A 15472-nucleotide genomic window follows, 5' to 3' on the forward strand; every position below is an offset into this window, starting at 1 on the left:
AAAATTATTTCGCTAAACTTTCATTGATAGTAGCGACAATGCTCTCAACCGTTGCAAGAGCACCTCGACCGAAATCCCCACAGGCTAGTAAAGCTTCTCGGGGATCGATTTCATGGTAGCCCACTTCTTTTAAAGTTGTTAAATTCCGTTGGGTAATCGGATTTTGATACATATAGGTATTCATTGCTGGGGCAATATATTTTGGAACTTCTTCTTTTAAGGCTAGTGCCACAGTTGAAAGCATGTCATCTGCAATCCCGTTAGCGAGTTTGGCTATTATATTAGCAGACGCTGGTGCCACTAAGAAGAGATCTGCTTTTTTTGCTAATTCAATATGATTGATCTTTTCTGGAGTAATCTCTTCCATGACGTCAGTATGAACTGGATTTTTAGATAATGATTGTAAGGTTAACGGTGTGATGAACCTTGTACTATTGTGGGTCATGATCACGTCAACATTATAGCCTAATTTAGTGAATTGGCTTGTGATATCGGCAGCTTTATAAGCGGATATACTGCCGGAAATCCCTAATAATATTGTTTTCATGATTGGCTCCTCCATTTTTCTTCAACCTTATTTACAATTAATTGAGCAATTTCAGATTTTGTTTGTGCGGTTGTTGTTTGTCCTGTAGCATCGATCAAGATTCCAACATGTTGCTTATCGTGAATTTGTTCAAGGTCATTTGCCAAAATAAAATCGCAGTTATTTTTGGTGAGTAGTGCACTTCCAACATGAACTAATTCCTCGAAGGAAACGCCTACTAGCAATTTAAAACCAACCAAAACTGCTTGCGGTTGGTGGTCGCGCAACATAGCAATTATTTTAGGGTTTTTTTTCAAAAAAAGCAAGAGACGATCTGTTCCAGAAGGAATTTTTTTTGCTTGTTGAACTGTTTGTCCAATTTCATCTAAACTATGGTAAAGAGCTTCCGTAAGGCTAGTTAGATCATTTAAAGTATTATCATTAGTTAATTTAGCAGCGAGTTTTTCAATAAAAATATCTTCTGATAAGGTAGTTTCAGTTGTAAAGTCACTAACGGCCATGCCATGAATAATACCATCAAAACTTTGTTGCTCAAACTGATTAAGTAGGGTTGATGCTAATTCCTTGGTTGTTTCGATTTCAATAATAGATAGGTTAGCTTGGTTAACAGGTCGAACAGCTTGAGGGGTTGTCACATAAGTAACATGATGTCCTTGGGCTAAAAAACATTCACCGATTGCTTTTCCTAGCCGACCAGTAGAGTGATTTGTAATTGAGCGGACATTATCGATTCTTTCAGACGTTCCACCAGCTGTAATTAAGATATTCATCTATAAATAGCTCCTTTTATTTCATTTTAATGATTGTGCGGCCAATGTGTGTTCCTGCTTGTAGTTGATTCAAGGTTTGAGGAAGTTCTTTTAGAGTAATTTCATTCATGAGTTCATGAGTGCTCACATTCAAATCAGTTGCTAAACGTTGCCAAATGACTAATCGTTGTGTCATAGGTACATTAACTGAATCGATACCTAAGAGATTGATTCCTCTTAGGATGAAAGGCAAAACAGAGGCAGTCAATTTGATTCCAGCGGCATTTCCGCAAATAGCAATGCTGCCGCCGTATTTAAGTTGTGATAACAAAGCAGCAGTAATCTCACCACCAACGGTATCAATTACAAAGTCAAAGGTTTGTTTGGCTAAAGGCTTGATTTTTTCAGGCATCCATTCATCTAGCAAAAGCACTTTGGTAGCACCGATTTTTTTTAAAGAATCAATTGCTGATGGTTTGCGACTTAATGCATAGATATTCCGATAGCCCAACTGGTGTAACATTGCGATTGCTAAACTTCCTACGCCACCTGAAGCACCGGTTATCAAAATCGCAGCGTCTTTATCTTGAGTAGCGCCATGTTCCTCAAGCGCCTGAACAGACAAGGCGGCCGTAAAGCCAGCTGTACCAAAAACCATTGTGTCTTTTAAACTTAGGCCATCGGGTACTGGGACAATCCAATCTGCTGGGACACGAGCAATTTCTGAAAAACCACCTGTATGTGTTACCCCTAAACCATAACCAGTTACTAAAACCTCTTGTCCTTTTTTAAAGCGTGCGTCTTGAGAGGTGATAACGGTTCCGCTTAAATCAATACCTGGTATCATCGGATAATCGCGAATAACACCACCGTTTTGTTTGGCTGCAAGTGAGTCTTTATAATTAACTGAAGAGTACGCCGTTCTAATTGTGACGTTTCCTTCAGATAGTTCACTAAGTTCCAATTTTTCTAACGCTGCAAAGACAGTCTCAGACTCCTTTTTTACCATATAACCAGAAAACTTTTCCATATAGATCCTCCTTGATTAACAATTGATGATTTACCAATAAAATCATCCTCTTGTCCTACCCCTTAGCCTAATGATAAAAAACAGTTTTCTAAGAAGGTAAATTTATTATTATTGTTACTATCATAACATATTCTCTTTTTTTCTTTAGCAAATTCTTCTTGAAGCCCTCTTCTTAATAGCAGAGAAATGAGTTAAAATAGAAGATGATGTCTTTTATTGGACAATAAGAAGAAAATAATTAGCCATTTTTTTGCTAAAAAGTGAAAGGAATTCAGTTTGTTGAAATTTAAAATTGGTATGCGAACATTTAAAACAGGATTAAGTGTCTTTTTTTGTATTTTGGTCAGTATCTTATTAAGGCGAGAAACATATGTGGTTGCAGCGATCACAACGGTTTTTACTTTAAGAGAAGATATGGAAAATACATTGAAGTACGGTAAGCATCGAATTATCGGTAATGTGCTAGGTGCAATCATGTCAGTAGCAGTCATTGCCGTGTTCAATTGGCTGGGTAGAACAGAGTTAGTGCAGTTGATTTTCATTCCACTGATTATTACCTTGATGATCGCCTTGTTAGCGAGTTTAGGGTACCACGAAGGAACAGTTGGAGCATGTGCTACGTTGTTGACAATTGTCTTTATGATTCCAGCAGACCGCTCATATGGCTATGCATTTGCTAGAGTGGTCGATAGCTTCATTGGTATGGGGATCGCATTATTAGTGAATTATTTCATTCCACTTAAAATAGGAAATAAGCGATTTACCAAGCGTGTAGAAAGTAAGAAAGTGTCTGGATAACAGATGCTTTTTTATTTTGTTAAAATTGCTTGATCGATGCTAGTATAAAAGAATGAGATAAAATTAAAAAAGTAACAATTTATTTGCAAAAATTGTTGCTATTTTTCAAAAAATTCGTATACTAGAAAAGGTAAAATTAAACTTGTAGTTTAGTATTAGCAAACTTTTTATATATTTTAAATAATAGAAATGAGGTGGTCAGATGGAAATTGGTGAGAAACTGCGTAATTTACGTGTGCAAAAAAATTTAACACAAGAAGAGCTAGGCGAGCGAACTGACTTAACCAAAGGCTATATTTCTCAATTAGAACGTGATTTGAGCTCCCCTTCAATGGAAACTTTTTTTAATATTTTAGAAGTGTTGGGCATCACGCCTGAACAATTTTTCAGTGAACAAACACTGGAACAAAAAATTATTTATCGAGACGAAGATAGTACACTGTATTATGATGAAGAAAATGGCTATGAGTTAAAATGGTTGATACCTGAATCAAATGAAAAAGAGATGGAACCCATTGTTTTAACTTTTGATAAGGATGGTCAGTATAAAACGTTTGAGCCTTCTTTATCTGAAACGTTCATTTATGTGATCGATGGTTCTGTATCATTAATACTAGGTGAAACAACTTACTCAGCTAAAAAAGGGGAAGCAATGTATTATCAAGCAGCAGAACCCCATCAATTGATCAATCATTCAAAAGGAAAAAGTCGAGTATTGATCGTAGCAACAGAATCTTATTTATAATGATACGTTAATCAAAGTAAAATGGGCTGATGTTAAGAAAAACAAGATATAGCAAACAGAACGTTGTTACTGTGTTAAATAAACCCAGTTCAATTTTAATAGAGGAGGCATCAGCGGATGAAAAAAAAGATTATTACATTCGAAAATGTAGTCAAACAATATGATGATGAGAAAGTGTTGAAAAATGTTAGTTTTGAAATTGAACAAGGGAAGTTTTACACTCTTTTGGGCCCTTCAGGTTGTGGTAAGACAACGATTTTACGAATTTTAGCAGGATTTGTGGATGCAACCGAAGGGGATATTTATTTTGATGGACAACGGATCAATGATATTCCTGCGAATAAACGCCAAGTGAATACCGTATTTCAAGATTATGCCCTGTTTCCTCATATGAATGTGTTTGATAACGTGGCATTTGGGTTGAAAATCAAAAAAATACAGAAGCAGGAAATTGAAAAGAAAGTGAAAGATGCCTTGCGGATGGTTCAATTACCAGGGTATGAAACACGAGAAATCAGTGAAATGTCTGGCGGTCAACGCCAACGTGTAGCGATTGCGCGCGCCATCGTCAATGAACCCAAAGTATTGCTATTAGACGAGCCGTTATCTGCTTTGGATTTGAAGCTGAGGACGGATATGCAGTATGAACTGCGTGAATTGCAACAACGTTTAGGGATCACCTTTATTTTTGTCACCCACGATCAAGAAGAAGCTTTGGCAATGAGTGATGAAATCTTTGTCATGAACAAAGGACACATCGTGCAAAGTGGTACGCCTGTAGATATTTATGATGAACCGATCAATCATTTCGTGGCAGATTTTGTGGGAGAAAGTAATATCGTTAATGGTACGATGATCGAAGATAATTTAGTTGAATTTGTCGGCAAACGTTTTGAATGTGTGGATGGCGGAATGCGTCAGGCGGAACCTGTTGAAATAATGTTGCGTCCAGAAGATTTGACGATCACGACAGCGGATAAGGGCAAATTAGTTGTAACAGTGGATACACAATTATTCCGTGGGGTTCACTATGAAATCATCTGTCATGATGAAGACCATAATGAATGGATGGTCCATTCAACGAAAAAAGCGCAAGAAGGTGCAAAAGTCGGACTCTTTTTTGAACCAGAAGATATTCATGTGATGCGTTTCAATGAGTCAGAGGAAGACTTTGACGCTCGTCTAGAAAGCTACGAAGAATAGGAGGAATCATCTTGAAAACAATGCGTCGAATCTACTCGATTCCTTATACAATGTGGCTTTTGCTGTTTGTGATCACTCCGGTGTTAATGATTATTTACCAATCTTTTTTTGATATGAATGGGCATTTTACGTTAGAGAATTATCAAACGTATTTTACTTCTGGCACATACTTGAGTATGACCTTAAACTCGGTCTGGTATGCTTTTTTGATCACGTTATTTACGTTTTTGATCAGTTATCCGACAGCCTACTTTTTAACAAAGTTAAAGCATAAACAATTGTGGTTGATGTTGGTGATTTTGCCGACATGGGTGAATCTGTTGTTGAAAGCTTATGCTTTTATTGGGATTTTTAGTATCCATGGGAATGTGAACCAGTTTTTAAGTTTTCTTGGGATTGGACCACACCAAATTTTATTTACGGATTTTAGTTTTCTATTTGTTGCGACCTATATTGAAATTCCCTTTATGATCTTACCGATTTTTAACGCATTAGAGGAACTAAATCCTTCTTTGATCAGTGCTAGTCGTGATCTTGGTGCCAATAGTGTTGAGACTTTTCAACGGGTGATCTTTCCACTTTCATTAAATGGTGTGAAAAGTGGGGTTCAAGCAGTGTTTATTCCATCACTTTCATTGTTCATGTTGACCCGTTTGATTGGCGGAAATCGAGTGATTACGCTTGGAACGGCCATTGAAGAGCATTTTATGGTGACACAAAACTGGGGTATGGGTTCAACAATCGGTGTGATTTTGATTGTGGCGATGTTTATCGTGATGTTGTTGACAGGTGAGAAGAAGAAAAAGGGGCGGGCGAAATGACAAAGAAAAAGTTTAAGTGGTCTTACATGTATCTGATCATCGTTTTTGCTTTATTGTATGCGCCGATTTTTTATCTCATTTTCTACTCATTCAATGATACTGATACAATGAATAAATTTACTGGTTTTACGCTTGCCAATTATACAGCGGTTTTTGAAGATACCCGTTTATTGATCATTGTGCTAAATACTTTCTTGTTGGCCTTTTTATCTGCTTTACTAGCAACGATCATTGGAACATTTGGTGCAATGGGGATCTATTATACAAGACGAAGAAAAACGAGAACAGCTTTAATGAGTTTTAATAATATTTTACTGGTATCCCCTGATGTCATTATTGGTGCTAGTTTCTTGATCTTTTTTACGGCTATTGGATTTATTAGTTTGGGCTTTGCCAGTGTGTTATTGTCTCATATTGCTTTTAGTATTCCGATCGTCGTCTTGATGGTGCTACCAAAATTACAAGAAATGAATGACTCGATGGTAGATGCAGCTCGTGATCTGGGGGCGAATAATCTCCAAGTCATCAAGAATATCATTTTACCGTTTTTATCACCAGGTATTATCGCAGGCTATTTTATGGCGTTTACCTATTCGTTGGATGACTTTGCTGTGACCTTTTTCGTTACAGGAAACGGATTCTCAACACTTTCAGTTGAGATTTATTCTAGAGCAAGACAAGGCATTAGTTTAGAGATCAATGCGTTAAGTGCTTTAGTTTTCATTTTCTCTATGATTTTAGTGATCGGCTACTATTTTATCAGCCAAGATAATACGTCAAAACGACTGAAAAAACTGCGCCGTGAACAAAGTGAGGTGGCGAATCTTAAATGAAAAAACTACAATCTTTGCTTATTGGAATTTTAGCGATCATTCTGATTTTATTTTTAGGAGTTCGTCAATTGGAAAAAGCCAGCGGTATGGCAGGAGCTGATACCTTAACAATATACAACTGGGGTGATTACATTGATCCTGATTTATTACGTAAATTCGAAAAAGAGTCAGGCTACAAGGTCAATTATGAAACATTTGATTCCAATGAAGCGATGTTTACGAAAATCCAGCAAGGTGGTACAGCCTATGATATTACGATTCCTTCTGAATATATGATTCAAAAAATGATGAAAGAAAAAATGTTGCTGCCAATCGATCACTCTAAATTAAAGGGTATGGAAAATATTGATGAACGATTTCTAAATCTTGATTTTGATCCGCAAAATAAATATTCGATTCCTTATTTTTGGGGAACGTTAGGTATCATTTACAATGATAAATTTGTTGATGAAGGTCAAATTCAGCATTGGGATGATTTATGGAAACCAGAATTAAAAGATAACGTGATGTTGATTGATGGGGCACGTGAAGTATTGGGTCTTTCATTGAATAGTTTAGGCTATTCTTTAAACAGTAAAAACAATCAAGAACTACGTAAAGCAACTGATAAGCTAAACAAACTTACTACAAATGTCAAGGCGATCGTAGCTGATGAAATCAAAATGTATATGATCAACGAAGAAAGTGCTGCAGCTGTAACGTTTTCTGGTGAAGCGGCTGAAATGTTGGATAATAATGAGCACTTGCATTATGTGATTCCATCAGAAGGTTCTAATCTTTGGTTTGATAATATTGTGATTCCTAAAACAGCGAAAAATATTAAAGGTTCCTATGAATTTATCAATTTCATGCTAAGACCTGAAAATGCTGCTCAAAATGCAGAGTATATTGGTTATTCAACCCCGAATAAAGCGGCAAAGAAATTATTGCCTAAGGAAATTTCTAGTGATGAACAGTTTTATCCAAATGATGAAGTGATTAAGCATTTAGAAGTTTATGAAGATTTAGGGGCGAAATATTTGGGGATTTATAATGACTTGTTTCTTGAATTTAAGATGTATCGGAAATAAATAAAACGTTTATCAGCAAATTTTATCTTACCCAACAAAAATTTTGGTTCAAAATGCTATTTCATACGGATAATTTCTCATTTTTTGTCTGAAACATGAACTTTTTTCGAAACTTTTGAAACTTTCGAGTCAAGTAGCAGATTTTCCGTTATACTTATGGTAAAATAAACTCAACTTATAGAAGGTTAAAAACGATTTTTAGAGATAAGAGGCAGGTGGCTTTATGGAAAAACATCAAATTCACATTCCAAATGCTTTACTAGCTGGAACCACTGAACATGTGATGCAGTCCTTTAAAAATTACAAGAAGTTAATCTGAAGGCAAAGTATCTCGATAGCCTAAAGGGAACAAATAAACCTAACAAATGAGTGCTGGGTTCTATTGACGCAAGTGATAGGATCTTTAATACATGTGAGAGGAACTAAAATGAATGAAAAGAAAATTATTATCGCTCCAGATGATTTGTGTACTACTTAGTGTGAATTTAGTACCAGTCATTGGACATGCAGATGAATTAGTTCAGTCTGGGTCAGGTACTGTTGAAGAAGGGACATCGGAAACAACTGAAAGCTCTTCGACCGAAGATACAACTACGACGACTGATTCGGCGACTTCTGAAACGACTGATTCAACAAGTGCAACGACAGAGTCTTCAACAGAAATAACGCCTTCAAATAGTCATGAAGCGATACCAGTATCACCTCAACCAAATGCTCCTGTTGAAGCTGTACCAGAACAACCTGTTCAGTCAACTGTCGACCATGCTCCTACACAAGAGCAATTGGATCAAGCAATTAAAATTGTAAAAAATGAACCGACAGAAACTTTTATTCGCAGAATTGGTGAAAAAGCACGAGCAGTGGGTCAGAAAAATGATTTATATGCTTCAGTAATGATTGCTCAGGCAATTTTGGAAACTGGTTCTGGCAATAGTGATTTAAGCCAAGAACCTTATCATAATCTCTTTGGAATCAAAGGAGAGTATAAAGGTGAGAAAGTTGTCTTTTCTACACAAGAAGATGATGGCTCAGGTAACTGGTATACGATTGATGCCGCGTTCAAGAAGTATCCGGGGTATAAAGAGTCATTTGAAGATTATGCCAAGCTAATGAAAGAAGGCATTGATTCAAACGAAACGATTTATTCTGGTACATGGAAATCAAACGCTGTGAGCTATCGTGAAGCGACGAAAGCTTTAACAGGTGTCTACGCAACGGATACTAGCTATGATCAAAAACTGAATGCTTTTATCGAAGAATATGACTTAACTGAATATGACAAAGAGAAACCATCCACATCAACAAGTGGTATCATTGTTTCTGACAGTCATCCAGATAGCGACTTTAGAGAATATTCAGGGGAAACTTATTCTGGTTCAGAAGCCTATGCCGCAGGAAACTGTACGCAATACGTTTATAACCGTATCGTTCAATTAGACGGTTACGTTGAAACAACTATGGGTAACGGAATGGACTGGGGCGTTACAGGAAAAGCGAATGGCTATGAAGTATCTAGCAAACCTAAAGCAGGAACTGCCGTAAGCTTCCAACCAACAGTGGCTGGTGCAGATGGTACTTATGGACATGTGGCATTTGTAGAACATGTTTATGAGGATGGCTCGATTTTGATCTCAGAAATGAATGTTGCAGGCTTAGGCGTGGTTTCATTTAGAGTAATCGACAAAGATACAGCAAATATTCTAGCTTATGTAACACCTAAATAAGCAAAATAAAAAATCAATGATCATATTCGGCTGAAAAGCTAAGTATGATCATTGATTTTCTTTGGTGTGGATAGCTATTAACGTTTTCTTAACTATTCTATAGAAAACCTAAATGATTTAGGCATAGTTTCTTCAAATTTTCCGGTTATTATCTATTCATACCCAATAACAAATCCAAACAAAACACTTTTTTATTTTTACTCCTCAAGTAAAAAGAACTCCTTGCCGCTCGGTCACCCAGCCGAGCGGTATTTATATGTTCATCACTGCGACTGGCAAAACCAGAGCAGATGCTGAACAATACTTGGCGAGCGAAAGTGAGCGAAGTTACCATATTATCTCGTCACCAAGAGTAAAAGATGGAAGATAAGTTCTAAAGGGGAAAGTAGAAAAAAAGTATTAAATCTGGCAAAGCCTGAGCAGATGCTGAACAATACTTGTCGAACGAAAGTGAGTGAAGTGGTTCATATTCTAAAACTATAAAAGTCTAATCTATCCAATTAGTTCTTTAGATATACATAAAAAAGTGCTGACCATAGAAATTATGGTCAGCACTTTTTATTATTTTTTCCACTCAGCTACTTCTTTTTCATGACTATCAATCCAATTTCTAGCAGCTTGTGTTGGGTCAGTTCCATTGTTGATTTCTAACATCACAGATTCCATATCTTCTTTTGTCCAATGGAAATTTTTCAAGATGTTATAGGCTTCAGGATTTTCTTTTTCCAATCCTTTTCTAGTTATTGTGTGAATCGTTTCTTCTTTGCCCATCGTGCCTTTTGGATCTTCTAAATATTTAAGGTCATATTTAGCAAACATCCAATGAGGGGACCAACCAGTAATCACGATTTCTTCTTTGTTTTTGATGGCTTGTCCTAATGCAACAGTCATGGCACCTGAAGAAGAAGTTTCAACTGACCAATCAGATAAGTTGTTATAAGCTTTTTGTGTTTTTTCAGCCGCTGCAACAACACCTGCACCAGGTTCGATCCCAGTTATTTTTTTACCAGCTTGATCTTTTAAGTCTTCGATCGAGTCGACATCCATATATTGTGGAACAACGATACCAAGTTTTGCACCTTTTAGATTTTCACCTAAATCATCCACTTTATCTTTGTATTGTTTGTATTGCTCACCGTGAGTTCCGGGTAACCAAGCGGCAACCATTGCATCTGTCTCTCCTTTTGAGATTGATTCCCACATAATGGCATTATCCAACGGTGTTAGTGAGACATTGTAACCAACGTCTTTTAATACTTCTCCTACAACATGAGTTGAGGCAACTTCTGTATCCCATTCTACATAAGAAAGAGAAATGTTTTTTTCTCCATTTTTTGCAGAAGAGAAAAGAGTAGAGCCCGCGATCAAAGCGATAATCGCTACAATAGCAACAGCAGTCCCACCAATTTTTTGTTTTTTAGATAATTTTGACTTAGCTGGAGTTGTTTTTTTCTTATTCAAGTTTTGAGTAAAACGATCAATGATAATGGCTAGGATAACTAAAGCAACCCCATTAACAAAACCATTTCCGACTTGAGCACGTTGTAAGGCAGAAAGAACGCCACGACCAAGACCAGGCGCTCCAATCATTGATGCGATAACTACCATAGAAAGTGCTAGCATGGTTGTTTGATTGACACCCGCCATAATGGTATTTTTAGCTAATGGTAATTCCAGTTTGAATAATTTTTGCCAACCCGTACTACCAAATGAATCAGAAGCTTCAACCAGTTCTTTCGGTACTTGACGTATTCCAAGATTCGTAAAACGAACAGTCGGTGGTAAAGCAAAAATCACTGAGGCAAATACTCCAGGAACCATCCCAATTCCGAAAAAGGCAACGGCAGGAATCAAATAAACAAATCCCGGCATTGTTTGCATGAAATCTAAAATAGGGGTAATAATACTTTGTGCTTTGTTACTTTTAGCCATTAAAATTCCAAGTGGCACACCAATGACGATCGAAACCACACTGGAAAGTAAAACTAAAGTCACAGTACTCATTAAATCTGTCCATAGATTTTGATTATAAATGAAAAACAAGCCGATCAGAGTAAATAAACTTAAACCAATTTTCTTATTTGAAATAAAGAATGCAATGGCAGTTAAAATGATAATAAATAGTACAGGAGGAATGGCAACTAATAGGGAAGTGATTCCGTCCATTAAGCTTTGACCTGTTGATTGGAAGAAACTAAAAACGCCAGAAAAAGTATTCGTCATCCATTCTGTAATTGTTTCGACCCAATCTGCTACTGGTAATTGATAATTATTCATTGATATTCACCTCTGTTTCTGCTAATGCTTCAAGAACGCTACCTCTGATGACGACACCAAGCAATTTATTGTTGTCCGTTACAGCAACTGGTGTAGGTGAATCATAGATGATTGGGAAAATATCGTTGACAAGCATATCTTTGTCGATAGAAGTAATATCTGTATCCACATAGTCAGTTAATGGTTTACCTGTTTTACGTGCTTCTAGAGCGCGTTCAGCTCGGACAACACCTTTTAGTTGACGTTTTTTATCAACAGCTAAAAGCATACTAACTTCTTCTTGGCGCATCCGTGTTAGCGCAACGGTTGGACCGTCAATTTCAATATTGGTCGTTAGTGCTGGAACCATGATATTTTGAGCAGTCAAGACTTTTGAACGATCGACATCTTCAACGAAGGTTCGTACATAATCGTTAGCTGGGTTCGTTAAGATTTCTTCACCAGTACCGATTTGCATGATCTGACCATCTTTCATTAAAGCAATTCGATCACCGATGCGTAAAGCTTCATTTAAATCGTGGGTGATAAAGATGATCGTTTTTTTCACATTTTCTTGTAAATCGACTAGCTCATCTTGCATTTCCCGACGAATCAATGGATCAAGAGCAGAAAAGGCTTCGTCCATCAGTAAAATTTCTGGATCGTTAGCTAAAGCTCTAGCTAAGCCGACACGTTGTTGCATGCCACCAGATAGCTGATTAGGAAACTGATCTTTAAAAGCGAGTAAGCTTGAGTTTTCTAAAGCTTGTTCGGCTTTTGCTGTTCGTTCCTCTTTTGGAACACCACGAACTTCTAAACCATATTCAGTATTTTCTAAGATGGTGCGGTGAGGGAAGAGACCAAAATTTTGGAAGACCATACTCATTTTATTGCGACGAACTTCTCTAAGTCCTTCTTTGTCTAATTTTGAGATGTCTTGATTGTCGATAAAAATATTTCCTGAAGTTGGTTCGATCAAACGATTCAAAAGACGAATCAACGTTGATTTACCACTACCAGAAAGACCCATGATCACGAAAATTTCTCCTTCTTCTACTTCGAAATTCACATCGTAAACCCCAACGGTAGCGCCCGTTTTTTTCAAGATCTCGGTTTTATCTTTGTTTTCTTTGATCATATCCAGTGCTTGTTTTGATTTCTTACCGAATATTTTTGTTAAATGCGATACTTTTACTTTGGGCAAAACAAAATTCCTCCTTATTTTAAAAGCTAAACGAGCTTATTTAGCCTTGACAGGAAAATAGTAAAAAATAGGCTGAGACGTTTGTTATCTCATTCAGTTTTTATCTTTTTCCCGAAAGACTAACATGTGAAGCTAGATGATGCTACAACATGATTTACATGTAATGAAAATCATTTTCTTTTCTGTAAAAAAAGTGACCATTCTAGATTAACATCGTGTAGTCACTTTGTCAAATTAGGAACTTATATTGGCAAAGGAAATAATCCAATTAGTTACTAAAAGAAGCATAGATTTAAAGATAACCCATGCAAAAAACCGATATAATTACACTCTAACAAAAGTAGTCATAACGGTTTTATATATAGTTTAAGTAAAAGTAGTTATTTTTATTTTATTGGAATCCAAACTTCTTCTTGAGCGTTTATATCATAAGGATGATAATTTACATCCAAAACTTCAAATTGTTCCCTATTTAAATCAATTTGGTAACCTGATTGGGGCAAACTGTCGTTGATAACTTTGAAAAATATGGTTGGAAAATTCTGAGCAGGTCCTTTAAATGTAAATACAGCATATTGTCCACCGGCTAAAGTAGTTGATGCTAATGGTTTTTCTATGTTGTAAAAATCAAATACTTCTACAGCGGCCCATTTTTGATAAGAGCTTTTTGAATCCTTAAAAGAAAATTGCGTATCCGTAACTTTTACGGACAAGCTATTTTGATTTAATTGATTTTGTATTGTTGCTTTTCTATTTATAAAATTTCTCCAGAGTTGGCTAGTTACTTCTGAATCCTTTTCTAGACATGTTGTAATGGCTAGACCAATTATTTTTTTAGGTGGTATTGTAGTAAAAGTTATATCCATATTGTATTTTCCTCCTGTAAGATTAGATTATGTTTAGTGGAATATGGATTTCTCCAATGAATTTTGAAGACTCGTTTTTTTTAGTAAAGCGTTCAAGTTCTGGTAAGCCAGATGGTAAAAATTTAAGTGAAGAGTGGGTAGTAAGCAATTGTTCCCATACATACCGAAGCTGACTTAATTCGTCTAATTCAAAAGAAAAAATCGCCCATCTTGCACTTGAAATGATGAACTCTTCTAATTGACAGTTTTTTTGTAGTTGATAGTGCTCAGACACTTTTAAAGCGACAAAAAAATCAAAGATATCTGAGTGAATAGCGCTACATCCTTGATAAATCTCTAAGGGAGTACTAAATTCGTTCGAAAATTTTGATTTCAAGTTTTGAATAATAGCTTGAGAAACTTTAGGAATTTGATCACGGGTGACACGCTCTTTTTGTCCGATAAGCTTAAAGGAATCTTTAGATACAATCGTATAATGCAGTATTTGGTACCCAGTGACTGACATATTGAATCTTATTTTGGAAAATAAAACTAACTTATTCTTTTCTTTACGGGCATTTGAAGGAGTTATTCCATGCATTGATTTAAAAGCTCTCGTAAAAGAGGTAGATGATTCGTATTGATAGTCTAAGGCAAGGGAAAGGATTGTTTGTGAACTATTTTGAAGTTCTGCTCCTGCTTCTGATAATCTGCGTTTGCGGATATATTGTTTGAGCGATAGTCCAAAGACTAATGAAAATAGCCGTTGAAGATCATTAGCGGAACAATGCATGTATGTAGCTAGTGTTTCTAATTCAATTGTGCTTTTTAGATTATTTTCAATATAGTTCAGTACTTTTTCCATTGAATCTGAAAAATTCATTTTTATTCCTCCACATGACAAAATAATAGCAAAGATTTGAAGAGAAATAGCGACAATTCTTGTACAAGAATTGTCGCTATTTCTTTTAAAGTAAAGATAAACGATTATAAATAAATTAAGAGTTTGGATAGAAAAAATTCTGAACTCGTTGTAGTGTTGATTCATGACCAACAAAATAAATCGTATCACCTGAAGTCAGTTTTGCATAGGGACCAGGGGACACAAGAAGCTCGTCACCATGTTTGATCGCAATCAAAGTAGCAGAAGTACTTTGCCATAAATTTAACTCGCTGATCGTCATTTCAAGATGCGAGGCATCACTGGTTAGTGTAAAGGTTACTGGATTCAACGGGTTGAATGAGTCAAAGCGCTTGGTCTGATCAACAAGTTTGTCTAAAATTTCTGAGAAGTGACTTAATTCTTCTTTTTGTTTTTTGACACTATCAATTAGATCATCTTTCAAATCATGGATGGATTGAACATCCTGATATTGCTCGATGAAGAGTTTAGCTTTTTCAATTGAATGAACATAGAATCCACTGCCATGTTTTGCTTTGACGATTTCTAAATCAACTAACACGCTGATGGCTTTACGCGCCGTTTCAGGAGAAACGCTGTACTTATTTGCAAGCGTCGAGCGGGCATGAATTTTATCGCCAACTGGAAAGGTCTGATCAGCGATTTTAGCGGCTACATCAACAGCAATTTGCTGATACTTAGGATTTGTCACATTCATACGTTTTGAAGTCATGTTTGACCGCCTT

General features: G+C 36.3%; 15 protein-coding genes. 7 read left to right on the top strand and 8 right to left on the bottom strand.

What is annotated here, in order from left to right; genetic code table 11:
- Window positions 1–4: 4 nt before the first annotated feature.
- Genes coaC through BCR24_RS06595 form a run of 3 tightly spaced genes read right to left on the bottom strand, consistent with a single transcriptional unit; the run spans window position 5 to window position 2326 of the window.
- Window positions 5–547, bottom strand: coding sequence for a phosphopantothenoylcysteine decarboxylase (coaC, locus tag BCR24_RS06585; RefSeq protein WP_069639766.1), 543 nt, complete (start codon window positions 545–547; stop codon window positions 5–7).
- Entirely contained in the window at window positions 544–1317 is a 774-nt protein-coding gene (gene coaB, locus BCR24_RS06590; RefSeq protein ID WP_069639767.1) for a phosphopantothenate--cysteine ligase, read from the bottom strand. Before coaB ends, coaC begins: the two co-directional genes overlap by 4 nt.
- A 16-nt stretch (window positions 1318–1333) precedes the next feature.
- On the bottom strand, window positions 1334–2326 hold the full coding sequence (locus BCR24_RS06595; RefSeq protein ID WP_069639768.1) for an oxidoreductase: 993 nt from the start codon (window positions 2324–2326) through the stop codon (window positions 1334–1336).
- A 279-nt stretch (window positions 2327–2605) separates the two neighbouring features.
- Between BCR24_RS06595 and BCR24_RS06600 the strand changes: the two genes are divergently transcribed.
- From BCR24_RS06600 to BCR24_RS06630, 7 genes are all read left to right on the top strand, one after another.
- Window positions 2606–3124, top strand: a complete 519-nt coding sequence (locus tag BCR24_RS06600; RefSeq protein WP_083244333.1) for an FUSC family protein — start codon at window positions 2606–2608, stop codon at window positions 3122–3124.
- Between the two features lie 202 nt (window positions 3125–3326).
- Window positions 3327–3869 carry a helix-turn-helix domain-containing protein gene (locus BCR24_RS06605; protein WP_069639769.1) on the top strand — a complete coding sequence of 181 codons (543 nt, stop codon included), beginning with the start codon at window positions 3327–3329 and terminating at the stop codon, window positions 3867–3869.
- A 117-nt stretch (window positions 3870–3986) separates the two neighbouring features.
- Window positions 3987–5072 carry an ABC transporter ATP-binding protein gene (locus tag BCR24_RS06610; protein ID WP_069639770.1) on the top strand — a complete coding sequence of 362 codons (1086 nt, stop codon included), beginning with the start codon at window positions 3987–3989 and terminating at the stop codon, window positions 5070–5072.
- A gap of 11 nt (window positions 5073–5083) precedes the next feature.
- On the top strand, window positions 5084–5893 hold the full coding sequence (locus BCR24_RS06615) for an ABC transporter permease (protein WP_069639771.1): 810 nt from the start codon (window positions 5084–5086) through the stop codon (window positions 5891–5893).
- Entirely contained in the window at window positions 5890–6726 is an 837-nt protein-coding gene (locus BCR24_RS06620) for an ABC transporter permease (RefSeq protein ID WP_069639772.1), read from the top strand. The genes BCR24_RS06615 and BCR24_RS06620 overlap by 4 nt, the downstream gene beginning before the upstream one ends.
- Window positions 6723–7796, top strand: a complete 1074-nt coding sequence (locus tag BCR24_RS06625; RefSeq protein WP_069639773.1) for an ABC transporter substrate-binding protein — start codon at window positions 6723–6725, stop codon at window positions 7794–7796. The genes BCR24_RS06620 and BCR24_RS06625 overlap by 4 nt, the downstream gene beginning before the upstream one ends.
- Window positions 7797–8227: 431 nt before the next feature.
- Window positions 8228–9520 (top strand): glucosaminidase domain-containing protein, encoded by a 1293-nt coding sequence (locus BCR24_RS06630; RefSeq protein WP_083244334.1) that lies wholly within the window; start codon window positions 8228–8230, stop codon window positions 9518–9520.
- Window positions 9521–10081: 561 nt separating this feature from the next.
- Here BCR24_RS06630 and BCR24_RS06635 read toward each other — a convergent pair.
- From BCR24_RS06635 to BCR24_RS06655, 5 genes are all read right to left on the bottom strand, one after another.
- Window positions 10082–11797: an ABC transporter permease/substrate binding protein gene (locus tag BCR24_RS06635; protein WP_069639774.1), complete on the bottom strand. Its 1716-nt coding sequence runs from the start codon at window positions 11795–11797 to the stop codon at window positions 10082–10084.
- Window positions 11790–12980 (bottom strand): quaternary amine ABC transporter ATP-binding protein, encoded by a 1191-nt coding sequence (locus BCR24_RS06640; RefSeq protein ID WP_069639775.1) that lies wholly within the window; start codon window positions 12978–12980, stop codon window positions 11790–11792. Before BCR24_RS06640 ends, BCR24_RS06635 begins: the two co-directional genes overlap by 8 nt.
- A gap of 386 nt (window positions 12981–13366) precedes the next feature.
- Window positions 13367–13846 carry a GyrI-like domain-containing protein gene (locus BCR24_RS06645; RefSeq protein WP_069639776.1) on the bottom strand — a complete coding sequence of 160 codons (480 nt, stop codon included), beginning with the start codon at window positions 13844–13846 and terminating at the stop codon, window positions 13367–13369.
- Window positions 13847–13868: 22 nt separating this feature from the next.
- Entirely contained in the window at window positions 13869–14708 is an 840-nt protein-coding gene (locus BCR24_RS06650) for an AraC family transcriptional regulator (protein WP_069639777.1), read from the bottom strand.
- Window positions 14709–14823: 115 nt separating this feature from the next.
- Window positions 14824–15459, bottom strand: a complete 636-nt coding sequence (locus tag BCR24_RS06655; protein ID WP_069639778.1) for a GntR family transcriptional regulator — start codon at window positions 15457–15459, stop codon at window positions 14824–14826.
- Between the last annotated feature and the right edge of the window lie 13 nt (window positions 15460–15472).

The organism is Enterococcus ureilyticus (genome assembly GCF_001730315.1).
GTDB lineage: Bacteria > Bacillota > Bacilli > Lactobacillales > Enterococcaceae > Enterococcus_L > Enterococcus_L ureilyticus.

Coding starts and splice junctions, on each gene's coding strand:
- coaC (WP_069639766.1), bottom strand. CDS start 547: ATGAAAACAATATTATTAGGGATTTCCGGCAGTATATCCGCTTATAAA.
- coaB (WP_069639767.1), bottom strand. CDS start 1,317: ATGAATATCTTAATTACAGCTGGTGGAACGTCTGAAAGAATCGATAAT.
- BCR24_RS06595 (WP_069639768.1), bottom strand. CDS start 2,326: ATGGAAAAGTTTTCTGGTTATATGGTAAAAAAGGAGTCTGAGACTGTC.
- BCR24_RS06605 (WP_069639769.1), top strand. CDS start 3,327: ATGGAAATTGGTGAGAAACTGCGTAATTTACGTGTGCAAAAAAATTTA.
- BCR24_RS06610 (WP_069639770.1), top strand. CDS start 3,987: ATGAAAAAAAAGATTATTACATTCGAAAATGTAGTCAAACAATATGAT.
- BCR24_RS06620 (WP_069639772.1), top strand. CDS start 5,890: ATGACAAAGAAAAAGTTTAAGTGGTCTTACATGTATCTGATCATCGTT.
- BCR24_RS06625 (WP_069639773.1), top strand. CDS start 6,723: ATGAAAAAACTACAATCTTTGCTTATTGGAATTTTAGCGATCATTCTG.
- BCR24_RS06630 (WP_083244334.1), top strand. CDS start 8,228: ATGAAAAGAAAATTATTATCGCTCCAGATGATTTGTGTACTACTTAGT.
- BCR24_RS06635 (WP_069639774.1), bottom strand. CDS start 11,797: ATGAATAATTATCAATTACCAGTAGCAGATTGGGTCGAAACAATTACA.
- BCR24_RS06645 (WP_069639776.1), bottom strand. CDS start 13,846: ATGGATATAACTTTTACTACAATACCACCTAAAAAAATAATTGGTCTA.
- BCR24_RS06650 (WP_069639777.1), bottom strand. CDS start 14,708: ATGAATTTTTCAGATTCAATGGAAAAAGTACTGAACTATATTGAAAAT.
- BCR24_RS06655 (WP_069639778.1), bottom strand. CDS start 15,459: ATGACTTCAAAACGTATGAATGTGACAAATCCTAAGTATCAGCAAATT.